The organism is Streptomyces sp. Tu 3180 (assembly GCF_009852415.1).
Lineage (GTDB): Bacteria > Actinomycetota > Actinomycetes > Streptomycetales > Streptomycetaceae > Streptomyces.
Genome location: NZ_WOXS01000002.1, coordinates 2,438,701 through 2,461,189, shown reverse-complemented (window position 1 = coordinate 2,461,189; position 22,489 = coordinate 2,438,701). Strand labels below are relative to the sequence as shown.

Genomic DNA, 22,489 nt, shown 5'->3' with positions numbered 1-22,489 from the left:
CGGGAGGCCCGGCGGGCCGGGCCTCGGTGGTTCGGGGAGGGCTAGCGGGTCACGGGGACGCCGAGCAGCGGCCACACCGCGACGGCGAACAGCAGGACCAGGGCGGCGGTCAGCGGGGCCAGCACGGCGGACAGCCGCAGCAGGTCGCGCGGGGTGTAGGTGGGGGTGCCGGGGATCTCCGCGAAGAGCGTGACCGGTTTCGCGGAGGCCGGCAGCGTGTGGCAGAAGCCCGCGGCGGCGGTGGAGGCCAGCGCCGCCGCGACCGGGTTCACCCCGGCGCCCGCGGCCGCCGCGACCACCAGCGGGACCAGCACCGAGGAACGGGCGGAACGGGACTGCAGGACGAGGTGGGCGGCCGTGCCGACCGCGACGACGACCCCCAGGAACATCACCGGGGTGATGCCCGACGGCACCCCCCCGACCAGCCACTTCGCCGCACCCGACTCGGCGAGCGCCACGCCCATCGCCATGGTCGCCGCCATGAACAGCAGCAGCGACCAGGGCACCGTCCTCAGCGCGTCCTTCAGCCGTACGGTGCCCAGCGCCGGCGAGGCGGCGACGACCGCGCCGATCAGCGCCACCACGGCCGGCGGCACCCGGTGCAGCGGCTCGCTGCACCACAGGGCGACGACCGTGGCGAGCAGCAGGGCGCAGCGCTTCTCGGCCTGCGTCCAGGGGCCGGTGACCGGGCGGTCGCTGTGCCGCTGGATCTCCTCGGCGGTGATGTGCACCGGACCCCCGCGGTCGGCGCGCCGGGTGGTGGTCAACAGGACGGCCTCGGCGGCGAGGTGGGAGGAGGCCACCGCCAGCGGCAGCCCCAGCAGCAGCCACTGCGTGAAGCCGACCCGGTCCCCGGTGGCCTCCCACAGCACCGACACGGTGATCAGGTGCGCGCCCGCACCGATCAGGGTCGCCACCGCGGACAGCAGGATCACGGTCGGGAACAGCAGCGCCAGCATCACGACCAGCCGTTTCCGGTCCGCGAGCGCCTTGGCGAGGGCCAGGAACACCGGCAGCGCGAGCGCCGCACGGCCCGAGGTGGCGGGCACCGCGAACGCGGTGACGACCAGTGCGGCGGTCGTCAGGTGCGTCAACTGCCGCACCGTGCGCGCCCCGCCGACCAGGAAGGCGGCCGCCCGCCCGGCGAGCCCGGTCCGGGTCACCGCGGCCGCGAGGACGAACGCGCAGATCAGCAGCCACACCGTGGAGTCGCCCAGGGTGCCGAAGAGGGTGTCGCTGCTGATCACCCCGGTCACCGTCAGCGCGAGTCCGGCGCCCAGCGCGATGTAGGTGTCGTCGACCGGCGTGCCGATCCAGGCGCAGGTCGCCAGCGCGAACACGGCGAGGGTGAGGCGCGCGTCCCCGCTCAGGCCGGGGAAGTTGCCGGGCACCGCGAGCAGCGCGCACAGTGACAGGGCCACGCACAGGGCGGCGGTCAGTCGGGGATTCAGGCTCACGTCATCGAGCATTCACCCGGGCCGTGAGCCGTCGATGAGCCGAAGATGAAGGGAACTTCACCCGGCGGCGGGGGACCTCACGCGGGGAGCCGGTAGCCCATCCCGCGGACCGTCTCCACCCTCTCCGCGCCGAGCTTCTTGCGCAGCGCCCGTACGTAGACGTCCACGATGTTGGAGCCCGGGTCGAAGTCGTAGCCCCACACGTGGGACAGGATCTGCTCGCGGGAGAGCACCTGCCCGGGGTGCCTCAGGAACAGTTCCAGCAGCACGAACTCACGGGCCGTCAGGTCGACGGTGCGCTCCGCGGCCCGCGCCCTGCGGGTGCGCAGGTCCAGGGAGAGGTCGCCGGACCTCAGTACCGTCACCTCCGGCGCGCGGGCCGCCGTGCGCAGCCGCAGCCGTACCCGGGCGAGCAGTTCCTCGAAGCGGAACGGCTTGGTCATCCAGTCGTCGGCGCCGCCCTCCAGGCCGGCCACCGTGTCGCGCACCGAGTCCCGGGCGGTCAGCACGATCACCGGCGTCGTCACCCGGGACTCGCGCAGCTCGCGCAGGACCGTGAAGCCGTCCCGGCCGGGCAGCCCGATGTCCAGGACGACCAGGTCGAACCCCCCGGTCAGCGCGTACGCGTAGCCGCTCTCGCCGTCGGGGACGACGGTGGTGGTGAAGCCGTTGGCGCGCAGGCCCTTCTCCACGAAGGAGGCGATGCGCTCCTCGTCCTCGACGATCAGGATCCGGTTCACCTGGGTGCCTCCTCAAAGGTGAGTACGAAGGTGGCGCCGCCGCCCTCGGTGTCGTGCAGGCGGACCCGGCCGCCGTGGCCCTCCGCGATCGCCTTGACGATCGACAGGCCGAGCCCGGCGCCCGAACCGCGCGCGCCGCGCCGGGAGGTGCCGCGCCGGAAGCGTTCGAAGACCAGCTCCCGGTCCTGCGGCCGGACACCGGGGCCGGAGTCGGCGACGTACAGCTCGATGCGGGAGCCCTCGGCGCGGGAGCCGATGCGGATGGTCTGGCCGGTGGTGGTGTGCTGCACCGCGTTCTGCGCCAGCTGCACCATGGCCTGGGTGATGCGCTGCGGGTCCAGCTGCGCCTCCCGGTCCGCCGTCCCGGTGAGCCGCCAGTCGCGTTCGCCCAGGGTGCGGGCCTTGACGTAGACGTCGGCGGTGAGTTCGGCGAGCTGCACCGGCTCCGGGGTGACGAAGTCGGGGCGTTCGGCCTTGGCGAGCAGCAGCAGGTCCTCCACGATGCGGCTCATCCGGTCCAGTTCGTCGGTGACCAGGCGGACGGTCTCCTCGCGTTCGGCCGGGTCGTCGCCCATCAGCTCCAGATGGCCGCGCACGATGGTGATCGGGGTGCGCAGCTCGTGACCGGCGTCGTCGACGAACTGCCGCTGGGTGGCGAAGGCCCGCTCCAGCCGGTCGAGCATCGCGTTGAACGTCTCGGCGAGGGCCGCGATGTCGTCGCGGCCGCGCACCGGGATGCGGCGGGTGAGGTCCTGCTCGGTGAGCTGCGCGGCGGCGGTGCGCACCAGCCGCACGGGCTGCAGGATCCGCCCGGCGACCGCCCAGCCGATGCCGGTGGTCAGCAGCAGCGCGACCCCGGAGATGGCGAGCAGCACCCGGAACACCTCGTCCACCCGGGCCACTTCGCGCTCGGGGTGGAAGGCGACGACGAACGCCGCCGCCGGGTCGCCGCCGCCGTACCGGGCCACGGACACCTTGGCCCAGCGGATCTCCCCCTCGGGCCGGTGCAGCACGCCGGAGGGTTCGGGCGAGTCGAAGACGCGGCGCCTGGCGTCGGGGTCCCGGTGCAGCGGCAGCGCGACGGGCAGGTCGCGCGGCTGGATGATCTGCGCCGGGCCGCCGTTCCGGCGGGCCACCAGACCGATCAGCTCCTCGTCCGGGTCGGCGTACTGCCGCTCCAGGAAAACCCGCAGCAGCCGGTCCGGGTCGGTGAACGGCCGGCCCGTCTCCGGGTCGAAGCCCCGCCGCTCGAAGTTGGCGAACTCGCCGGCCTCCTGGGTGAGCAGCCCGTTGATCCGGTCGTCGACGTCCCGCAGCAGGAAGGAGCGGGTGGTCATGGCGACCGAGGCGAGCGCGACGGCCATGACGAACAGCAGCCACAGCAGGATGCGGACCCGGGCGGATATCCGCCGGCGGACACCGTCAGCCGTCGTCACCCGGTCCGTCGTCCCCGCCGGGTCCGTCGTCCGAGGAGTCCCGGCCGCGGTCGTCGTCATCGTCATCACCCGCTGGGCTGTCGGTCACCGGAGGCCGGGAGACGACCTCGTCGCTCGGCGTCGGTTCGGGCCGCGCGGACGGGGCCGTGGGCGTCGGGGTGGGGGAGCCGCTGTCCAGTTCCACCCGCGGCGGGACCTTGGGCGGTTCGGGACTGTCGGCGAGGGCGAAGCTCGTGGCGGCCACGCCCAGGGGGATCAGTACGACGGCGGCCAGGGCCGCCATCCGGCGAGTGAAGACCATGGCCCCGATGCTGCGGCGGGAACCGGAGGGCGCGGATGAGCCGGAGATGAAGAACTCCTCATGGACGCCGCGTCCGCCGCGCCCCGGCCGTCCCGCGCCCGTTCCTCAGCTGTCCAGGCCGATGGCGAACGCCGCCTCCAGGTCGTGCTGCGAGTACGTGCGGAACGCCACGTGCGTGTCGGTCCCCTCCACGCCGGGGATCTTGCTGATCCGGCCCGGGATGACCTCCGCCAGGTCCTCGTGCTGCCGGACCCGGACCATGGCGATCAGGTCGTAGGTGCCGGTGACGGAGAAGACCTCGCTGACGCTGTCCAGCGCGGCGATCTGTTCCGCGATCTCGGGGATCCGGTCCACGCTGGTCTTGATGAGGACGATCGCGGTGATCACGGCTGGTTCTCTCCCTCGGGGGCCGCTGCTGGGGCCTTCACCCTACTCGCGGTCCACCGGACGCGTTCGTGCCGCCGTGCCCCGTCCGGGACCGGGGGCCGCCCCCCGGCGGGACACGGCGGCCGCCCGCCCGAAACGCAGCCACGCGTAGCCGAGGCCCAGCCCGAACCCCACCAGGTGCGCCAGGTACGCCACCCCCGGCCCGTCGGCCGCCTGCCCGGCCGCCGCCCACTGCAGCGCCGCCCACAGCGGCAGCACCACCCACGCCGGGAAGCGCACCGGCAGGAAGAACAGGAACGGCAGGAGACTGGTCACCCGCGCCCGGGGGAACAGGAAGAGGAACGCGCCGAGGACCGCCGAGATCGCCCCGGAGGCCCCGACCAGGGGCTGTCCGGAGCCCGCGTGGGCGGCGGCGTACCCCAGCAGGGCGAGGTAGCCGCAGCCCACGTAGCACACGGTGAACCGCACGCGGCCCATCCGCGCCTCGGTCATCACTCCGAAGACGTGGAGGAAGAGCATGTTGCCGAGCAGGTGCACCCAGCCGCCGTGGACGAACAGCGCCGTGGCGGGGGTGAGGAGGGCCCCGGGGGATCCTTCGAACAGGTCTGCGGGGATCACGCCCCAGCGCCGGAAGTAGGCCCGCTGCGCGGCGAGCAGCTCCTCCTCGGAACCGTGGGCCGGATTCAGGCCCGAGGCCGGCCCGAGCAGGAAGACCAGGCAGCACAGGACGACGAGGGTGTGGGTCACCGGGGCCGGCGAACCCCGCAGGGCCCCGGCGGCCGACGCGCTCCAGTCGCGGATCATGAACACAGAGCATGACGTAACCGGACGCAACCGCACAGACCGCCTCGCCGCCGTGGACGGGCGGGCGGCCGGGACCCGGCAGGCCGTAGGGTTACGAGCCACACGCACCGGGGAGCCGGTGTGTCACGGACACTGGAAGGAAGGCGAACAGCCACGATGACGGTTCCTCTGCCGACCGCCTCGACGCGGTGGCGCTGCACCCTCTGCGGCAACCTCACCCGGTTCGACGTGACCCGCTCGTCGAAGGTCGTCGAGTACGTCCACCTCGACCTGGCCGGAGAGCCCAGTGTCGAGGAGCGCGAGGTGCTCGATGAGACGATCGAGTCGGTGCGGTGCCGCTGGTGCAACGCCGTGGACCAGGTGGAACTCGTGGACAGGCCGGGTGCCGGCTCCTGAAGGGGGGCGGGCCCCGCTGACGGCGACCCCGCACGGGGGTCGCACACAGGCATTGGGGTGTGACGGATGGTGGAGACCACGGGCGGGGGGCCGCAGGACGGCGCCGCCGAGGTGCTCGACCGTCCGCTGCCCGACGGGGTGCGCCGCCGGGTCGTCCAGATCGTCGCCGACGGCTTCGGCGGGCTGACGGTCACCGAGCTGCCCGCCCAGCTGCGGCAGTACGCCCGGTTCACCCCCAGCCGCCGCGCCAAGTTCGCCGGCAACGCCATGGCCACGGCGCTGGAGAGCGATCCGCTGTTCCGGCAGCGCATCGGGGAGAAGCTCAGAGAGGCCCAGCCGGAACTGACCGGCGCCCTCGACTCGGGCTCCCCGCCCCCGGCCGCGGACCCGCTCGACGTGGCGGCCGCGGCCTACGTGCTCCGCCCGGCCGGCTGGGTCAAGCTGGTGACCGCCGCCGGCGAGGAGGCGCAGCGCGCCGACGCCGAGCGCGCCGACGAGGAGACCCGGGCCGAGATGGAGCGGCTGCGCGCCGAACTCGCCCGGGCCCGCGAGCACACCAGGGCCGAGACCGAGCGGCTGCGCGCCGAGCTGGAGTCGTCGAAGAAGGAAGCCGAGTCGCTGCACCGCAAGCTGCGCTCCGCGCTCAGCGACGTCAAGCGCGGCGAGGCCGCCCTGCGCAAGCTGCGGGGCGAGATGGAGGCGGTCCGCGCCGAGGGGCAGGCCCAGGTGTCGGCCGCCGAGAGCGAGAGCCGGCGCCTCAGGGCGCGGCTGGGGGAGACCGAGGCCGCGCTGGAGGCCGCGCGCCGGGCGGCCCGGGAGGGCCGCAGCGTCGAGGACATGCGGGTGCGGCTGCTGCTGGACACCGTGCTGGACGCCGCCCAGGGACTGCGGCGCGAGCTCGCGCTGCCCCCGGTGTCCGTGCGGCCCGCCGAGACCGTGGACGCCGTCGAGCCCGGCCGCATGACCCCGAAGGACATCGCCGCCCGCGCGCTGTCCGAGGACGACCCCGCCGTCCTCGACCAGCTGCTGGCGCTGCCGCAGGCGCACCTCGTCGTCGACGGCTACAACGTCACCAAGACCGGCTATCCCCAGATGCCCCTGGAGAAGCAGCGGCTCAGGCTCCTGGGCCAGCTCGCCCAGCTCGCCGCCCAGACCGGTGCGGAGGTGACGTGCGTCTTCGACGGCGCCGAACTGGCCGCGCCGGTGCTGCTGGCGCCGCCGCGCGGGGTGCGGGTGCTGTTCTCCAAGCCGGGCGTCACCGCCGACGAGCTGATCCGCCAGCTGGTGCGCGCCGAGCCGCCGGGCCGGCCCGTCATCGTCGCCTCCACCGACCGCGAGGTGGCCGACGGGGTGGCCCGCGCCGGCGCCCGTCCGGTCGCGTCGGCGGTGCTCCTCAAGAGGCTTTCCTAGCACCTGGCCGGCTTCCGTCCCTCGTGCAACGTACGTGATCTATGCCCGAATTGACGGAACCGTCACGCGACGTAGCGTCAGCCCGGCATCACTGCAGGTGAGTTGAGGCCGAATAAACACGCTGTGACGAAGATTTTGTGTCCGGGGATTTGAACTGATCACAAGAGAATCATTAGGGTCGGCCTCGAACCCTCGACCGCGAGATCACCCTCGAGAAGGAGCTCGTCTCCGTGGCGTCCCACCGTCGTCCCAAGCAGCCGAGCCGTGCGCGCGTGACCGTGCTCACCACCGCTGCCGCAGCTGCCGTCGCCCTGAGCTCGCAGGCCGCCAACGCCGCCCCCAGCGAGAAGCCGAGCAAGGACGAGGTGAAGGCGAAGGTCGACAAGCTCTACGAGCAGGCCGAGCAGGCCACCGAGAAGTACAACGGGGCCAAGGAGAAGCAGGAGAAGCTCCAGAAGGAGATCTCCGCCATCCAGGACGACGTCGCCCGCGGTCAGCAGGAGCTCAACGAGCTGCGCGACGGCCTCGGTTCGATGGCCAGCGCCCAGTACCGCAGCGGCGGCATCGACCCCTCGGTCCAGCTCTTCCTCTCCTCCGACCCGGACGACTACCTCGACAAGGCGTCCACCCTCGACCAGTTGAGCACCCAGCAGGTCGACGCGCTGAAGAAGATCCAGGAGAAGCAGCGCGAACTCGCCCAGCAGCGCTCCGAGGCGTCCGAGAAGCTCGAGGACCTCGCCTCCACCCGCACCGAACTGGGCAAGAAGAAGAAGGAAGTCCAGGGCAAGCTCGCCGCCGCGCAGAAGCTGCTCAACAGCCTGACCGCCGCGGAGAAGGCGCAGCTCGCCGAGGAGCAGAACCGCGCCACCCGCACCAGCGAGCGCGAGGCCCTCTCCGCCGACGTCCCGGCCGGCTCCGGCCGCGCCGCCGCCGCCTTCGCCGCCGCCCAGAGCAAGCTCGGCAGCCCCTACGTCTACGGCGCCACCGGCCCGTCCTCCTACGACTGCTCGGGCCTGACCCAGTGGGCGTACGCCCAGGCCGGCGTCGGCATCCCGCGCACCTCCGAGGCGCAGACCGGCGCGGGCACCAGGATCTACTCGGTGAGCCAGCTCAAGGTCGGCGACCTGGTCTTCTTCTTCAACGACCTGCACCACGTGGGCCTGTACGCGGGCAACGGCCAGATCATCCACGCCCCGCGCACCGGCACCGTCGTGCGCTACGAGTCGATGAACACCATCGGCGGCCCGTTCATGTTCGGCGTCCGCGTCTAGGCCCCTCCGCCCCTGCCCCTCCGCCCTCCCCGCGAGACCGGCCCGTCGTGCCTCCGAACGGGGGAATCGCACCGGCGCCGACCGGCCCCCGCCCCGCCCGTGACCTGCGTCGCAGGCGGGGCGCCGCCGTAGGAGGCCGCCGCGGGCGTTGGTCCGCCCGCCGTCGCCGGCGCTACTGTCTGCCGCGTTTCCCGTCCGCCAGCGGAAGGAGCGCGGCTTCCCGTGGGGTCCCATCGCCGTCCTGCACCGTCCTTCGGATCCGACCGGGGCGCCGTCGCCGCCGTCGGTCTGCTGTCCGTCACGGCCGCCGCCCTGGGCGCGGTACCGGCCGCGGCCACGCCGCACGACGACACCCGGGCCGAGGTGGACCGCCTCTACGAGGAGGCCGAGAAGGCCACCGAGGCCTACAACGCGGCCGACGAGCGCGCCGACGACCTGCGCCGGCGGGTCCGCACCGCACAGGACGGGATCGCCCGGCAGCAGGAGCGGATCAACACCATGCGGGAGTCGCTCGGTCCGCTCGCCGGCGCCCAGTACCGCTCCGGCGGTCTCGACCCCTCCCTCGCGCTGCTGCTCTCCGACGACCCGGAGGACTATCTGGAGAGGGCCTCCGTCCTCGACCGGATCACCGCCCACCAGGCCGGTGAGCTCAGGAAACTGCGGGGCGCCCTGCGCTCCCTCGCCCAGGACCGCGCGGAGGCGGCCCGCACGCTGCGCGCGCTGGACAGGAGCCGTGAGGCGGTCGCCGCCCACAAGAGGACCGTCGAGGGCAAACTCGCCGAGGCCCGCCGGCTGCTCAACTCCCTCCCGCCCGGTGAACGCGCCGCCTACGACCGCGCCACCCGCTCCGGCCGTGCGCACCTGTACGGCCCGGGTGCGGCCGCACCGGCCTCGGCACGCGCGGCCGCCGCCGTGGCCGCCGTCCGCTCCGCCCTCGGCAGGCCCTACGTGTGGGGCGCCAGCGGGCCCGGCGCCTTCGACTGTTCGGGACTGACGCAGTGGGCGTACGCGCAGGCCGGGGTGTCCCTGCCGCGCACCTCGCAGGCCCAGCGGTACGCCGGCCGGCAGGTCCCGCTCTCCGAGGCGCGCCCCGGCGACCTGGTGCTCTACCGGTCCGACGCCAGCCACGTCGGGATGTACGTGGGCAACGGCCAGGTGATCCACGCGCCCTACCCCGGCGCCCCCGTGCGCCACGACCCGGTCGGGATGATGCCGGTCTCTTCGGTCACCAGGGTCTGACCGAAGCCGTCCGGTGCTCGTACCCTCGGGGAGATGGCTGGTCGAGGGCGGGTCCGGGGAGCGCCGGTGGCGGCGCTGTGTCTGCTGCTCGTCTCCCTGGTGGCGTGCGGCGGGAGGCCGGCCGCCGACGGCGTCCGCGCCGAGGTGCAGTCGCTCCTCGACCGGCGGGCGGCGGCGGTCCTCGACCACGACGCCGCCGCCCACGCCCGCACCGGGACCCGGGGCGGGTTCGACAACCTGCGCGCCGTACCGCTGGCGGACTGGTCCTACCGCGTGACCGCCCTCGACCGCACCGGTGACACCGCCACCGTCCTGGCCGACCTGAGCTACCGCGTCGAGGGCCACGACCGGTCCCCGGTCACCACCGCCCGCACCCTGCGCCTGAGCCGCGGCGCGGACGGCCGGTGGTCCGTCGACTCCGACCGGCCCGCGAGCAGGTCGGGCCGGCAGCTGTGGGACCAGGGCCCGGTCCGGGCGGTCCGGGGCGAACGGAGCCTGGTGCTCGGCGTCGGGCAGTCCGCCGCGAGACTGCGCGACTACGCCGGGCTGGCCGACCGCGCGGTGCCCGCGGTGTCGGACGCGTGGGGCCGGGACTGGGCCCGGCGCGTCGTCGTCCTGGTGCCGGAGTCCCTGGAGGACATGGCGGGCCTGCTGGGCTCGCCCGCCTCCTCCTACCGGGGGATCGCGGCGGTCACCACCGGCGAGACCGGTACCGGGGCGCGGGCGCCCGCGGACCGGATCATCGTCAACCCGGACGCCTTCGGGCTGCTCGGCGACTGGGGCCGGCAGGTCGTGCTCACCCACGAGGCCACCCATGTCGCCACCCGCGCCCACACCTCCGCCGCGACCCCGCTGTGGCTGTCCGAGGGCTTCGCCGACTGGGTCGGCTACCGCGGCGGCGGGCGCGGCCCGACCGAGACCGCGCCCGAACTCGCCCGCGCGGTGGGCCGGGGGGAGGTGCCCGCGGCGCTGCCGGACGACGGGGACTTCGGTTTCTCCGGCGACTCCGACCGGCTGGCCCGGGCCTACGAGAGCGGCTGGACGGCCTGCCGCCTCATCGCCGACCGCTGGGGCGAGGAACGCCTGGGCGCGTTCTACCGGGCCGTGGGCGCGCACCGGCAGCGGGAGGGCGCGGTCGAGGACGCGATGGACCGGGTGCTGGGCACCACCCGGGAGGAGTTCACGGCGCTGTGGCGGGACCACCTGCGGGACCGGCTCGGCTGACCCGGCCCGGCGGAGCGGGGGCTCAGTCCGGCTGCTCCAGCTCCGCGATGGCCTCCCGCAGCCACGCGCGCTCCGCCTCGCCCGTGGCCCGCGCGACCCGCAGCACCCCCTGCCGGAACAGGTCGTCGGCCTCCTCCGCGCGCACCGGATCGCCGTCCCGGTAGAAGAAGCTCGCCGGTGTCCGGAGGAAGTCCAGGCGGCGGCGCAGCACCGCGGCCTGTTCCCGGCGGTCCGGCAGGTGGCGCAGGAAGGCCAGCACGGTGTTGAAGCGCACCTGGTCGGTGATCTCCACCTGCTTCGGCCGGCGCAGCCGCGCCAGCAGGTCCGCGCGGCCGGCCTCGGTGAGGGAGAGGACACGGCGCGGGGCGGCGCTCGCACCCGGCCCCGTGTGCTGCTCGAGCAGGCCCGCGGTGACGAGCCGGGTGATCGCGGGGTACAGCGCCCCGTCGCTGACCGGGCGGACATGGCCGTTCAGCGCCTTGATGCGTTCCTTCAACTCGTAGCCGTGCAGCGGCTCTTCGGCCAGGAAGCCCAGGATCGACAGCTCCAGCATGCGGACGCGTTCCTCCTCGCGTTTCCCCGGGCGCCCCTCCTTGCGGGGGGCGTGGGACGCATGCTACCTCTTTCCGAGCTACCTCGAATCGAGGTACGCGTCCGAAGGAGGCCGCGCAGTGAACGCCCACCGCGCACAGCTCGTGTCGCTCGCCCACCCCGTCTACTTCTCGCTGCTGGCCTCCGTCGCCGCCGGGATCGTCAGCACCCTCTGGGTCTCCCGGCTGGGCGGTCCCGCCGTGGCCGCCGTGGCGGTGGCGACGAACACCGAGAACGTGCTGCTCGGGGTCGCCCTGGTCTTCGGCTCCGGCACGACCGTGCTCGTCGCGCACGCCAGGGGCGCGCGGGACCCGGGCGCGGTGCGTGCGGCGGTGCGCGGCGGCTGGGCGCTGTACGCGGTCGTGACACCGGTGGTCGTGGTGGGCGGGCTGGTGGTGCGGGAGCCGCTGGCCCGGCTGGTGCTGGGCGCGGGCGGGGACGAGGGGGCCGCGCTGCCGCTCGCCGTGGACTACTTCGCGGTCTCCCTCCCGGGCACCGCCGTCTTCTTCGCCCAGACCCTCGTCGACGGCATCCTCAAGGGCGCGGGCGACACCCGCACCCCGATGCGGCTCGCACTGCTGGCCAACGGACTGATCCTGGCCGGCGACCCGTTCCTGATCCACCTGTACGGCGTCCGGGGCGCCGCCGTCTCCACGGTGCTGGGCCGGCTGGTCGCCCTGGGCGCGGGCCTGCTCGCGCTGCGGCGCGAGGGGCTGCTGCGCGAGGCACGGGCCGCCGACCCGGGCGAGCCCGTCGCCGTCTCGCTGCGCCGGACCCTGGCCACCGGGCTGCCCATGTCCGCCGACTTCACCGTGCGGCAGACCGGCACCCTGGCGCTGGTCGCGATCGTGGCCCGCCTCGGGGTGACCGCGGTGGCCGCCTACGCGATCGCCTACAAGGTCCTGTACGTCGCCACCATGGCCTTCTACGCCGTGCGGCAGGCCGCCTCGATCCACACGGCGCACACGCGCGGGGCCGGGAGCGGGCAGGCGCGGCGGGCGATCGGCCGGCAGGCCGTGCTGGTCTCCGGGACGGCGGGCGCCGTGGCCGCCGTGCTGCTGGCCGCCACGGCCCCCTGGACCATGGCCGCCTTCGGCGCCGGACCCGACGTCGCGCGCGAGGGCGTGCTGTTCCTGCGCTGCGTCGGCCCGTACCTGCTGCTGATGGCCTGCTGCATCGCGCTCGGCGGGGTCTTCGAGGGCAGCGGCGGCGCCTCGGCGGTGCTGCGCGTGACGGTGCTCGGCACGGCCGTCCAGCTGCCGCTGGCGTACGCGCTGACCGGCCTGGGCCTGCCCGGGGTGGCCCTCGCGCTGGCCCTCGCCATGGCGGTGCAGTGCGCGGCGCTGCTGGTGCCGTTCCGGAGGGCCCGGGATCAGGAGGAGACCGGGGACCCGGTGGCGCGGGCCGGCTGAGGGACCGCGGGGAGCGGGCGGCGCCGGGGGACGGTCGCGCGCCACAGGACGCGGGCCGCGAGCAGGGCCGCGGCGACCAGCAGGCCGTTGCGGACGACCAGGAGGGCGATCCCGAGCGGGTCACTGGCCACGACGTGGGCGAACCACACCGGGAACTCCAGCACCGTCACGGCGGACGCGGCCAGCACCAGGGCGACCGGCAGCCGCATCCGGCTCTCGCCGAAGCACCGGCACACCGCCGCGAGCCCGACCAGCCACACCATGTACTGCGGGCTGATCACCCGGCTGGTGACGGTGAACATCAGCACCGCCGTGAACGCCGCGTCGGCGACGGTGTGCGCCTCGAAACGGGTGGCCAGCAGCCGCCACCGCACCAGCCAGCCGAAGGCGGCCCCGGACAGCAGCAGCGCGCCCGTGCTCACCCAGGACACGTACGGGCCGAGGAACTCCACCGAGCCGTAGTTGAGCAGCACCTCGCCGTCCCAGCCGTGGTGCCGGGCGACGTGGAGGACGAGCGCGCCCAGCGACTCGACCTCCGTGCCCCGGTCGCGCTGGAAGGTCAGGAACGCGAACGCACCCGGCATCAGGGCGGCGAACAGGGCCGCGACACCGGCGCCGGTCACGGCGGCCGACGCCCAGGCACCGCGCCGGCGGACCCCGAGGAGCAGCATCGCCGGCCACACCTTCAGCAGCGCCCCGAAGCCCGCGAGCGCCCCCGCCAGCCGGGGGTGCCGGGCGGTGGCCAGCAGCGCGGCCACCGCCACCGCCGTCACCATCACGTCGTAGCGGGCGTACACCGTCGGCCCGAGCAGCGGCACGCCCGCCACCCACACCCGGGCGCCGCGCGGCGACCGGCCGGGGCGCCGGCCGGCGCGCACCAGCAGGACCAGGACGGCCAGGTCGGCGAGGAGCGCCAGGGCGAAGAACGCGGTGGCGTACTCCAGGAAGGGCAGCAGGCCGGGGGAGAGGATCGCCAGGGCCGCGGCGGGCGGGTACTGCCAGGTGACGTCGTCCAGCGGGAACGTCCCGGTGCGCAGGACCTCGTACCAGCCCCGGTAGATCACCGACACGTCGCTGGTGACGTCCGGGCCGGGAAGGACGACCACCTTCAGGACGCACAGCAGCAGGGCGGCGCGCGTCAGCCCCCACAGGAGCAGCAGCGGGGCGGGGGACTCCCGCGCGGCCGTCGTCTTCATGCGCTCCCTGCCCGTCCGGTGTGCGGTCCCGAAGGGCCATGATGTCCCGGGGACCTGCGCGGGGGCCACCGAGCGCCGCCGTGGCCGGACGGGAAACGGTGTTCGGTAGGGTCTGCGGCGATGCACAAGACCCTGATCGTGACCAACGACTTCCCGCCCCGGCCCGGCGGCATCCAGGCGTTCCTGCACAACATGGCGCTGCGGCTCGACCCCGAGCGCCTCGTCGTCTACGCCTCCACCTGGAAGCACACCCGGGAGGGCGTCCGGGCGACGGCCGCCTTCGACGCCGAGCAGCCCTTCACCGTCGTGCGCGACCGTACGACGATGCTGCTGCCGACCCCGCGGGTCACCCGGCGGGCCGTCGGGCTGCTGCGCGAGCACGGCTGCACCTCGGTGTGGTTCGGGGCGGCGGCGCCGCTCGGACTGATGGCGCCGGCGCTGCGCCGGGCCGGCGCCGAGCGGATCGTGGCCACCACCCACGGCCACGAGGCCGGATGGGCCCAGCTGCCCGCCGCGCGGCAGCTGCTGCGCCGGATCGGGCAGTCCACGGACACGATCACCTACCTCGGCGAGTACACGCGCTCGCGGATCGCCGCCGCGCTGACCCCCGAGGCGGCCTCCCGGATGGTGCAGCTGCCGCCCGGGGTCGACGAGAAGACCTTCCACCCCGGCTCGGGCGGCGACGAGGTCCGGGCGCGGCTCGGGCTGACCGACCGTCCGGTGGTCGTGTGCGTCTCGCGGCTGGTGCCGCGCAAGGGGCAGGACACGCTGATCGAGGCCATGCCCGCGATCCTGGCGGCCGAGCCGGACGCCGTGCTGCTGATCGTCGGCGGCGGCCCGTACGAGAAGGACCTGCGCGCGCTCGCGCGGCGCACCGGGGTCGCCGGCTCCGTCCGCTTCACCGGCTCCGTCCCCTGGGAGGAACTGCCCGCCCACTACGGCGCCGGGGACGTCTTCGCGATGCCCTGCCGGACCCGGCGCGGCGGGCTGGACGTCGAGGGGCTCGGGATCGTCTACCTGGAGGCCTCCGCGACCGGGCTGCCCGTCGTCGCGGGCGACTCCGGCGGCGCCCCCGACGCGGTGCTCGACGGCGAGACCGGCTGGGTCGTCCCCGGTGGCTCCCCCGCCCGGACCGCCGAGCGCGTCGTCACCCTCCTCGGCGACCCGGAGCTGCGCCGCAGGATGGGCGAGCGGGGCCGCCGGTGGGTCGAGGAGAAGTGGCGCTGGGACCTGCTGGCGGAGGAACTGAGGAAGCTGCTGTAGGACCCCCGCGACGCGCGACGGCGCGGCGCCCGGGTGCGGGCACCGCGCCGTCGCGCGTCCGGTCCGGCGCGTCCTACTTCGCGTAGATCGCCTCGATCTCGTGGGCGTAGTCCTTCGCCACCACGTTCCGCTTCAGCTTCAGGGACGGGGTCAGGTGCCCCGACTCCTCCGTGAACTGGGCGGGCAGGATGCGGAACTTGCGGACCGACTCCGCCTTCGACACCGCCGCGTTGCCGTCGTCGATCGCCGTCTGGACCGCCGCGAGGAGGTCCGGGTCCTCGCTCAGGGACGCCGCGGTGGAACCCGCCGGCTTGCCGTGCTCGGCGCACCAGCGGCCCAGGAACTCCTCGTCGATGGTGACCAGCGCGCCCACGAACGGCCGCCCGTCGCCCACCACCATGCACTCCGCGACCAGCGCGTGCGCGCGGATCCGGTCCTCTATCACCGCCGGGGCGACGTTCTTGCCGCCCGCCGTGACCAGGATCTCCTTCTTGCGGCCGGTGATCCGCAGGTAGCCGTCCTCGTCCAGGGTGCCGATGTCCCCGGTGTGGAACCAGCCGTCGGCCAGCGCCTCGGCCGTCGCGCCCGGGTTGTTCCAGTACTCCTTGAACAGGTGCTCGCCGTGCAGCAGCACCTCGCCGTCGTCCGCGATGCGGACCACCGAACCGGGCAGCGGCTGGCCGACCGTGCCGATCTTCTGCCGGTCCCACGGGTTGAACGCGGTGGCCGCACAGGACTCGGTCAGGCCGTAGCCCTCCAGGACGCTGAAGCCGATGCCGCGGAAGAAGTGGCCCAGGCGCTCGCCCAGCGGGGCGCCGCCCGAGATGGCGTACTCGCCGCGCCCGCCCAGCACCGCGCGCAGCTTGCCGAAGACGAGCTTGTCGAACACCTTGTGCTTGATCCTCAGGCCCAGCGACGGGCCCGAGGGGGTGTCCAGCGCCTGGCTGTAGGCGATCGCCGTGGCCGCCGCCCGGTCGAAGATCCTGCCCTTGCCGTCGGCCTGCGCCTTGGCGCGCGCCGAGTTGTAGACCTTCTCGAACACCCGCGGCACGCCCAGGATCAGCGTCGGGCGGAACGAGGCCAGTTCGTCGGTGAGGTTCTTGATGTCCGGCACGCAGCCCAGCCTGATCGGCGCCATCATGGGCGCGATCTGCACCAGCCGCCCGAAGACGTGCGCGAGGGGCAGGAAGAGCAGCACGGAGCACTCGCCGGTGCGGAACAGCGGACGCAGCCGCTCCACGATGTTGCCGCACTCGGCGAAGAAGCTGCGGTGGGTGAGCACACAGCCCTTGGGACGGCCGGTGGTGCCGGAGGTGTAGACGATCGTCGCCGGGTCGTCGGCCTTCGCGAGGGAGCTGCGCTCCTCGACCGTCCCGTCGGTGACGTCCCGGCCGAGGCGGCCCAGTTCCTCGACGCCGCCGGCGTCGATCTGCCACACGTTCTTCAACGCGGGCAGCCGGTCGCGCACCGACTCCACGGCCGCCGCGTGCGCGTCGAGCTCCACGAGGCAGGCGCTGGCGCCGGAGTCGCCGAGGATCCACGCCACCTGCTCGGGCGAGCTGGTCTCGTACACCGGCACGGTGACCGCGCCGGCGCTCCAGATCGCGAAGTCCAGCAGCGTCCACTCGTAGCGGGTGCGGGACATCAGCCCGACCCGGTCGCCCGGCTGGACCCCGGAGGCGATCAGCCCCTTGGCGGCCGCGCGGACCTCCGCGAGGAAGGCGGTGGCCGTCACGTCCTGCCAGGCGCCGCCGGTCTTGCGGGCGATGACGGCGACGTCGGGGTGCTGCGCGGCGTTTCTGCGGACGATGTCGGTCAGGTTGCCGTCCGCAGGGACCTCGTACAAAGCCGGAAGGCTGAACTCGCGCAAGACTGCTGCTCCTCTTAGGGCGCCGGCGCCACGACGTTGTGCGATGCGACGGTGCGGTCCAAGGCTGGGCGGGTACTCGCGGATTCACATGTTGAAATCCTGAGCACGACTGGACTGGCCGGACGTTACCCGCCGGTATGCCCTTCACGACAGGGGGGCCCGGCGAGATGTTCGCTGCGTCACACAGATGGGTGTTTCTTCGCGCACAGTAGTCCAACCCTTCACCGACGAGCCAGTAACCGCAGGTCCGGCCCATTGTCCGGGCCGTTGCACGCGCTTACTCTTGATCGCCATGGCAACCACACCAGGCGGCGGCCGTCGCACGCGCGTCCACGTGGTCAGCGACGTGCACGGCAACGCCCGTGACCTGGCCCGGGCCGGCGAGGGCGCCGACGCCCTGGTCTGCCTGGGCGACCTGGTGCTCTTCCTCGACTACGCCGACCACTCGCGCGGCATCTTCCCCGACCTGTTCGGCACCGAGAACGCCGACCGCATCGTCGAACTGCGCACCGCCCGCCGCTTCGAGGAGGCGCGCGCGTTCGGCGCCCGGCTGTGGGCGGGGCTCGACGAGGACCGGGCCGCGGCGATCGAGAAGGCGGTGCGCAGGCAGTACGCCGAGCTGTTCGCCGCCTTCCCCACCCCGACGTACGCCACCTACGGCAACGTCGACATGCCGGCCCTGTGGCAGGAGTACGCCCGGCCCGGCACGACCGTCCTCGACGGGGAACGGGTGGAGATCGGCGGCTGGACCTTCGGCTTCGTCGGCGGCGGCCTGCGCACCCCCATGCGCACGCCCTACGAGATCACCGACGAGGAGTACGCGGCGAAGATCGAGGCCGTGGGCGAGGTGGACGTGCTGTGCACCCACATCCCGCCGGAGGTCCCGGAGCTGGTCTACGACACCGTCGCGCGCCGCTTCGAACGCGGCAGCCTGGCGCTGCTGGACGCCATCCGCCGCACCCGGCCCCGCTACGCGCTGTTCGGACACGTGCACCAGCCGCTGGTGCGGCGGATGCGGATCGGCGCCACCGAGTGCGTGAACGTGGGGCACTTCGCGGGCAGCGGGCGGCCCTGGGCACTCGAATGGTGAGGACGCCCCAGGTGGGGTGAGCTGTGCCGGTCCGGTGCGCGGTAGCCTTCCGCTGCACAGACGTGCGCTGCACCGCGCACGGCGACCCGACGACCGGCGCGCATCCGGAGGAGCCACGGCGATGGCGGAACACACCAGCTCGAGCATCACGATCGAGGCCGCACCGGCCGATGTCATGGGGGTGATCGCCGACTTCGCCCGCTACCCGGACTGGACCGGTGAGGTGAAGGAGGCGGAGGTCCTCAAGGCCGACGGCCAGGGCCGCGCCGAGCAGGTGCGCCTCGTCATGGACGCCGGCGCGATCAAGGACGACCAGACCCTCGCCTACACCTGGAACGGCGAGCACGAGGTCTCCTGGACCCTGGTGAAGTCCCAGATGCTCCGCTCCCTGGACGGCACCTACCTCCTGGAGCCGGCCGGCCCGGGCACGACCGAGGTCACCTACCGGCTGACCGTCGACGTCAAGATCCCGATGCTCGGCATGATCAAGCGCAAGGCCGAGAAGGTCATCATCGACCGGGCCCTGGCGGGGCTGAAGAAGCGCGTGGAGTCGGGAGCGAAGTAGGGCGGGACCCGGAACCACCGGCGGGACCGGCCGGGAACGCGCACCGGGGCCCTCCCCGCGGCCCGGGCGCGGGGCCGGGCGGCCCCCGACGCCCCACCGGTACCGTTCACCCTCATGCGTACCCTCCTGATCACGGGCCCCGGCGGCAGCGGGCGTACCACCGTCGCGGCCGCCACCGCGCACGCCGCCGCCCGTGGGGGCACCCGCACCCTCCTCCTCGGCACCGACCGGACGGACACCCTGGGGGCGGTCCTGGGGGTGCCCGTCGGGTCCGAGCCGGTCCAGGCCGCCCCCGGGCTCACCGCGCGGCGGCTCGACGCCGACGCGGACCTGCGCGCCGACCTGACCGCCCTGCAGGACCGCGCCTCCTCCGCGCTGGGCCTGCTCGGCGCCTCCCGGCTCGACCCCGAGGAGCTCACCCCGCTGCCCGGCGCCGGGGAGCTCGCCCTGCTGCGCGCCCTGCGGGACGCGGCCCCGCCCGGGGCGTACGACCTCCTCGTCGTCGACCTGCCGCCCGTTCCGCGGGCCCTCGCCCTGCTCGCCCTCCCCGAGGAACTGCGCCGCTACCTGCGCCGCCTGCTCCCGCCCGAGCGGCAGGCCGCCCGCGCCCTGCGCCCCGTGCTCGGCCGCCTCGCCGGGGTCCCGCTGCCCGCCGAGTGGCTGTACGAGACCGCCGCCCGGCTGGACCTGCAGCTGGCCGCCGTCGAGGCCGTGCTCGCCGACCGTGACACCGCCGTGCGCCTGGTCGCCGAGCCGGGACCCGCCGGCGCCGACGCCGTCCGCACCGCGGCCCTCGGTCTGGCCCTGCGCGGACTGCGCGCCGACGCGCTGGTCGCCACCCGCGTGCTGCCGGACGGCGTCGGGGACGGCTGGCTCGCCGGCCCGGTCGCCCAGCAGCGCAAGACCCTGGAGGAGTGGCGGGAGACGTACGACGTCCACCCCGTCGCCCACCTCGGGCGCGACCCGCGCGGCGACGACGACCTCGCCGCGCTCGCCGTGCCCGGCGTCGGCACGGGCCCCTCCACCGTCGAGTGGCCCGTCACCGACTCCCGCGCCGAGGACGGCGTGCTGGTCTGGCACCTCCCGCTGCCCGGCGCCCGGCGCGAGGAACTGGACCTGATCCGGCGCGGCGACGAACTCGTCGTCACCGTCGGACCCTTCCGCCGGATCGTCCCGCTGCCCTCCGCGCTGCGCCGCTGCACCGTCGACGGCGCCGCCCTGCGCGAGGGCGAGCTGCGCATCCGCTTCCGGCCGGATCCGCGGCTGTGGCCGCGCACCCGCTGAAGCCGGTACGGGCGTTCGGGTAACGTCGAAAGGGCCACCCGTAGTCAGGAGTCCGTCATGAGCGAACAGCTCCCCCCGTCCGGCGACGCAGGGGACGAGGCCGTGGACGAGGCGCGGGCCGCGGGCGACGCCGACGCCTGGGCGACCGCCTGCGCCGAGGACCTCGAGGCGGAGAGGGCCCGCCGCCGGGCCCGGTACGGACCGCCCCCCGGTTCCGCCGCCGAGGAGCTGAAGAAGCTCGTCGACACGTTCGCGGACAAGCTCGACAAGCTCTCCGGCCTGCGCTCCCCGCTGTTCGGCGCGGTCGCCGGGCCCGCGGCGCAGCAGATGGTGCGGCAGGTCGTGCAGCAGGCCAGGGCCGCCGTGGAACCCGTCATCGAGCGCAACCCGGACGTCTTCGACCACCTCGCCGCCGCCGGCAACGAGCTCCTCGCCGCCTACCGCTCCGCGGTCCAGGACCAGGAGCGCCGCTGGACGGCCCGCGACACCGATCCCCGCGACCTGGACGAACGCCGTGACCGGGGCGACCGGGGCGACGAGGACGGCCCCGGCGAGCGCATCGACCTGGACTGAGGACCGTGCCGGCGGGTGCCCCACGGCCCCGCCGGGCCCTCTCGCCGTGCGGACGCCGCGACCCCGACGGCAGGGCCTCGGGTACCGTTGACGGCAGCGGGGCTCGACCGAAACTGAGGGATTCATGGGACTCACCATCGGCGTCGACATCGGCGGCACGAAGATCGCGGCCGGCGTGGTCGACGAGGAAGGCAACATCCTCTCGACCCACAAGGTGCCGACCCCGGGCACGTCCGAGGGCATCGTGGACGCCATCGCCTCCGCGGTGGAGGGCGCGCGTGCCGGGCACGACATCGTCGGCGTGGGCATCGGTGCGGCCGGATACGTCAACCGCCAGCGCTCGACGGTGTACTTCGCGCCCAACATCGACTGGCGCAACGAGCCGCTCAAGGAGAAGGTCGAGGCCCGCACGGGTCTCCCGGTCGTCGTGGAGAACGACGCCAACGCCGCCGCCTGGGGCGAGTACAAGTTCGGCGGCGGCAAGGGCCACCGCAACGTCATCTGCATCACGCTCGGCACCGGCCTGGGCGGCGGCATCATCATCGGCAACAAGCTGCGCCGCGGCCACTTCGGCGTGGCCGCCGAGTTCGGGCACATCCGCATGGTGCCGGACGGCCTGCTGTGCGGCTGCGGCTCGCAGGGCTGCTGGGAGCAGTACGCCTCCGGCCGCGCCCTCGTCCGGTACGCCAAGCAGCGCGCCAACGCCACCCCCGAGAACGCCGAGACGCTGCTGTCCCTCGGCGACGGCACCCCCGACGGCATCGAGGGCAAGCACATCTCCATGGCCGCCCGCCAGGGCGACCGGGTGGCCGTCGACTCCTACCGGGAGCTGGCCCGCTGGGTCGGCGCCGGCCTCGCCGACCTGGCCTCCCTGTTCGACCCCTCCGCGTTCATCGTCGGCGGCGGCCTCTCCGACGAGGGCGAGCTGGTCCTCGGCCCGATCCGCAAGTCCTACAAGCGCTGGCTGGTGGGCGGCAACTGGCGTCCCGTCGCCGACGTCCTCGCCGCCCAGCTCGGCAACAAGGCCGGTCTGGTGGGTGCGGCCGACCTGGCCCGGGAGCCCGACCCGGTGATGTGACCTCCCCCCCGCGCACGGCAGCGCCCGCCCGATCCCCCCGGGGACGGCGGGCGCCGCCGTTCCCCGCCCGGGGAGGGCGGCGCGCGCCGGGCGCGACGGGAGAACCCGGCGTATCTTGATCCACATGGCGACGATCCCGCTGCTGCCGAACTCCCGCACCGAGCCGGACGGTTCGGCCGTGATCCGCGTCCTGAGCTACAACATCCGGTCGATGAAGGACGACACGGCCGCCCTGGCCCGGGTGATCACCGCCTGCGCCCCCGACCTGGTCCTGCTGCAGGAGGCGCCGCGCTTCTTCCGCTGGCGCAAGAAACTGGCCCGGCTGGCCACCGGCTCCGGGCTGGTGGTCCTCTCCGGGGGCGCCACGGCCGCGGGCCCGGCGCTCCTGTGCTCCCTGCGGGCGACCGTCGAGCGCACCGAGGACGTGCTGCTGCCGCTCACCCCGGGACTGCACCGGCGCGGCTTCGCCACCGCCGTCGTACGGTTCGGCGGCGCCCGGCTGGGCGTGCTGAGCTGCCACCTGTCGCTGCAGAGGGACGAGCGGTACGCGCAGAGCGGCATGCTGCTGGACCGGCTCGCCGGGATGGGCGTGGAGCACGCGGTCGCGGGCGGTGACCTGAACGACGGACCGGACGGCCGCGCCTTCCGGCGGCTGGCCGGGAGCCTGACGGACTGCCGGGCCGCGGCCCCCTGGGGCGGCGAGCACACCTGGGTCCGCACCGAACCGCCCCGGCGCCTCGACGCGCTCTTCGTCACGAAGGGCGTCGAGGTCCTGGGCTGCGGGGTGCCGCACGGCCGGCCCGGGGTGACCGAGGCCGACCTGAGGGCGGCCACGGACCACCTGCCGGTCCTGGCCGCCCTGAGGGTCCCGGCCGCGTAGGGGCGCGGGCGGGGCGTCTGCG

At 74.4% G+C, this 22,489-nt stretch carries 22 protein-coding genes; 13 read left to right on the top strand and 9 right to left on the bottom strand.

Translation table 11 applies throughout. The features are described 5' to 3' along the window. Window positions 1–41: 41 nt before the first annotated feature. The 6 genes from GL259_RS12015 to GL259_RS11990 form a co-directional block, all read right to left on the bottom strand. Window positions 42–1,469 (bottom strand): SLC13 family permease, encoded by a 1,428-nt coding sequence (locus tag GL259_RS12015; RefSeq protein WP_166461477.1) that lies wholly within the window; start codon window positions 1,467–1,469, stop codon window positions 42–44. Between the two features lie 65 nt (window positions 1,470–1,534). Further along, on the bottom strand, window positions 1,535–2,197 hold the full coding sequence (locus GL259_RS12010) for a response regulator transcription factor (RefSeq protein WP_159531946.1): 663 nt from the start codon (window positions 2,195–2,197) through the stop codon (window positions 1,535–1,537). Then, a complete protein-coding gene (locus GL259_RS12005; RefSeq protein ID WP_166461476.1) occupies window positions 2,194–3,633 on the bottom strand; it encodes an ATP-binding protein in 1,440 nt (479 codons plus the stop codon). Before GL259_RS12005 ends, GL259_RS12010 begins: the two co-directional genes overlap by 4 nt. Further along, on the bottom strand, window positions 3,620–3,934 hold the full coding sequence (locus tag GL259_RS12000; protein ID WP_159531944.1) for a small secreted hydrophilic protein: 315 nt from the start codon (window positions 3,932–3,934) through the stop codon (window positions 3,620–3,622). Before GL259_RS12000 ends, GL259_RS12005 begins: the two co-directional genes overlap by 14 nt. Window positions 3,935–4,039: 105 nt before the next feature. Continuing rightward, window positions 4,040–4,321, bottom strand: coding sequence for an Lrp/AsnC ligand binding domain-containing protein (locus tag GL259_RS11995; RefSeq protein WP_159531942.1), 282 nt, complete (start codon window positions 4,319–4,321; stop codon window positions 4,040–4,042). Between the two features lie 42 nt (window positions 4,322–4,363). Further along, complete coding sequence (locus tag GL259_RS11990; RefSeq protein ID WP_159531940.1) at window positions 4,364–5,125, bottom strand: rhomboid family intramembrane serine protease; 762 nt, start codon at window positions 5,123–5,125, stop codon at window positions 4,364–4,366. Window positions 5,126–5,281: 156 nt separating this feature from the next. Here GL259_RS11990 and GL259_RS11985 point away from each other — a divergent pair, with 156 nt between their 5' ends. The 5 genes from GL259_RS11985 (at window position 5,282) to GL259_RS11965 (ending at window position 10,665) form a co-directional block, all read left to right on the top strand. After that, the gene (locus GL259_RS11985) at window positions 5,282–5,521 is read left to right on the top strand and encodes a hypothetical protein (RefSeq protein ID WP_159531938.1); all 240 of its coding nucleotides are present in this window, start codon (window positions 5,282–5,284) and stop codon (window positions 5,519–5,521) included. Window positions 5,522–5,587: 66 nt separating this feature from the next. Then, on the top strand, window positions 5,588–6,931 hold the full coding sequence (locus GL259_RS11980; RefSeq protein WP_159531936.1) for an NYN domain-containing protein: 1,344 nt from the start codon (window positions 5,588–5,590) through the stop codon (window positions 6,929–6,931). 230 nt (window positions 6,932–7,161) lie between these two features. After that, on the top strand, window positions 7,162–8,202 hold the full coding sequence (locus GL259_RS11975) for a C40 family peptidase (RefSeq protein WP_159531934.1): 1,041 nt from the start codon (window positions 7,162–7,164) through the stop codon (window positions 8,200–8,202). 222 nt (window positions 8,203–8,424) lie between these two features. Further along, the gene (locus GL259_RS11970) at window positions 8,425–9,441 is read left to right on the top strand and encodes a C40 family peptidase (protein ID WP_159531932.1); all 1,017 of its coding nucleotides are present in this window, start codon (window positions 8,425–8,427) and stop codon (window positions 9,439–9,441) included. 33 nt (window positions 9,442–9,474) lie between these two features. Beyond that, complete coding sequence (locus GL259_RS11965; protein WP_159531930.1) at window positions 9,475–10,665, top strand: hypothetical protein; 1,191 nt, start codon at window positions 9,475–9,477, stop codon at window positions 10,663–10,665. Between the two features lie 22 nt (window positions 10,666–10,687). Here the strand turns inward: GL259_RS11965 and GL259_RS11960 are convergent, their stop codons facing one another. Beyond that, complete coding sequence (locus GL259_RS11960) at window positions 10,688–11,218, bottom strand: PadR family transcriptional regulator (protein ID WP_159531928.1); 531 nt, start codon at window positions 11,216–11,218, stop codon at window positions 10,688–10,690. Window positions 11,219–11,336: 118 nt separating this feature from the next. Between GL259_RS11960 and GL259_RS11955 the strand changes: the two genes are divergently transcribed. Further along, entirely contained in the window at window positions 11,337–12,668 is a 1,332-nt protein-coding gene (locus tag GL259_RS11955) for an MATE family efflux transporter (protein WP_159531926.1), read from the top strand. On the opposite strand, the gene GL259_RS11950 is transcribed toward GL259_RS11955, so the two are convergent. Then, window positions 12,629–13,864: a glycosyltransferase 87 family protein gene (locus tag GL259_RS11950; protein ID WP_159531924.1), complete on the bottom strand. Its 1,236-nt coding sequence runs from the start codon at window positions 13,862–13,864 to the stop codon at window positions 12,629–12,631. The two genes, GL259_RS11955 and GL259_RS11950, sit on opposite strands and share 40 nt — an antisense overlap. Window positions 13,865–13,984: 120 nt before the next feature. On the opposite strand from GL259_RS11950, the gene GL259_RS11945 reads away from it, so the two are divergent. Next, complete coding sequence (locus GL259_RS11945) at window positions 13,985–15,127, top strand: glycosyltransferase family 4 protein (protein ID WP_159531922.1); 1,143 nt, start codon at window positions 13,985–13,987, stop codon at window positions 15,125–15,127. A 73-nt stretch (window positions 15,128–15,200) separates the two neighbouring features. Here GL259_RS11945 and GL259_RS11940 read toward each other — a convergent pair whose 3' ends face one another. Then, window positions 15,201–16,997 (bottom strand): AMP-dependent synthetase/ligase, encoded by a 1,797-nt coding sequence (locus GL259_RS11940; RefSeq protein ID WP_159531920.1) that lies wholly within the window; start codon window positions 16,995–16,997, stop codon window positions 15,201–15,203. 292 nt (window positions 16,998–17,289) lie between these two features. Between GL259_RS11940 and GL259_RS11935 the strand changes: the two genes are divergently transcribed. The 6 genes from GL259_RS11935 (at window position 17,290) to GL259_RS11910 (ending at window position 22,467) form a co-directional block, all read left to right on the top strand. After that, a complete protein-coding gene (locus GL259_RS11935; RefSeq protein WP_159531918.1) occupies window positions 17,290–18,087 on the top strand; it encodes a metallophosphoesterase in 798 nt (265 codons plus the stop codon). Between the two features lie 121 nt (window positions 18,088–18,208). Continuing rightward, entirely contained in the window at window positions 18,209–18,652 is a 444-nt protein-coding gene (locus tag GL259_RS11930) for an SRPBCC family protein (protein WP_159531916.1), read from the top strand. Window positions 18,653–18,766: 114 nt separating this feature from the next. Beyond that, complete coding sequence (locus tag GL259_RS11925; RefSeq protein ID WP_159531913.1) at window positions 18,767–19,936, top strand: ArsA-related P-loop ATPase; 1,170 nt, start codon at window positions 18,767–18,769, stop codon at window positions 19,934–19,936. 57 nt (window positions 19,937–19,993) lie between these two features. Next, window positions 19,994–20,509, top strand: coding sequence for a DUF5304 domain-containing protein (locus GL259_RS11920; protein WP_159531911.1), 516 nt, complete (start codon window positions 19,994–19,996; stop codon window positions 20,507–20,509). Between the two features lie 124 nt (window positions 20,510–20,633). Continuing rightward, a complete protein-coding gene (locus GL259_RS11915; RefSeq protein WP_159531909.1) occupies window positions 20,634–21,587 on the top strand; it encodes an ROK family glucokinase in 954 nt (317 codons plus the stop codon). Between the two features lie 124 nt (window positions 21,588–21,711). Next, a complete protein-coding gene (locus GL259_RS11910) occupies window positions 21,712–22,467 on the top strand; it encodes an endonuclease/exonuclease/phosphatase family protein (RefSeq protein ID WP_159531907.1) in 756 nt (251 codons plus the stop codon). Window positions 22,468–22,489 lie beyond the last annotated feature (22 nt).

Coding starts and splice junctions, on each gene's coding strand:
- GL259_RS12015 (WP_166461477.1), bottom strand. CDS start 1,469: ATGCTCGATGACGTGAGCCTGAATCCCCGACTGACCGCCGCCCTGTGC.
- GL259_RS12000 (WP_159531944.1), bottom strand. CDS start 3,934: ATGGTCTTCACTCGCCGGATGGCGGCCCTGGCCGCCGTCGTACTGATC.
- GL259_RS11990 (WP_159531940.1), bottom strand. CDS start 5,125: ATGATCCGCGACTGGAGCGCGTCGGCCGCCGGGGCCCTGCGGGGTTCG.
- GL259_RS11985 (WP_159531938.1), top strand. CDS start 5,282: ATGACGGTTCCTCTGCCGACCGCCTCGACGCGGTGGCGCTGCACCCTC.
- GL259_RS11980 (WP_159531936.1), top strand. CDS start 5,588: ATGGTGGAGACCACGGGCGGGGGGCCGCAGGACGGCGCCGCCGAGGTG.
- GL259_RS11965 (WP_159531930.1), top strand. CDS start 9,475: ATGGCTGGTCGAGGGCGGGTCCGGGGAGCGCCGGTGGCGGCGCTGTGT.
- GL259_RS11960 (WP_159531928.1), bottom strand. CDS start 11,218: ATGCTGGAGCTGTCGATCCTGGGCTTCCTGGCCGAAGAGCCGCTGCAC.
- GL259_RS11950 (WP_159531924.1), bottom strand. CDS start 13,864: ATGAAGACGACGGCCGCGCGGGAGTCCCCCGCCCCGCTGCTGCTCCTG.
- GL259_RS11945 (WP_159531922.1), top strand. CDS start 13,985: ATGCACAAGACCCTGATCGTGACCAACGACTTCCCGCCCCGGCCCGGC.
- GL259_RS11935 (WP_159531918.1), top strand. CDS start 17,290: ATGGCAACCACACCAGGCGGCGGCCGTCGCACGCGCGTCCACGTGGTC.
- GL259_RS11930 (WP_159531916.1), top strand. CDS start 18,209: ATGGCGGAACACACCAGCTCGAGCATCACGATCGAGGCCGCACCGGCC.
- GL259_RS11925 (WP_159531913.1), top strand. CDS start 18,767: ATGCGTACCCTCCTGATCACGGGCCCCGGCGGCAGCGGGCGTACCACC.
- GL259_RS11920 (WP_159531911.1), top strand. CDS start 19,994: ATGAGCGAACAGCTCCCCCCGTCCGGCGACGCAGGGGACGAGGCCGTG.
- GL259_RS11915 (WP_159531909.1), top strand. CDS start 20,634: ATGGGACTCACCATCGGCGTCGACATCGGCGGCACGAAGATCGCGGCC.
- GL259_RS11910 (WP_159531907.1), top strand. CDS start 21,712: ATGGCGACGATCCCGCTGCTGCCGAACTCCCGCACCGAGCCGGACGGT.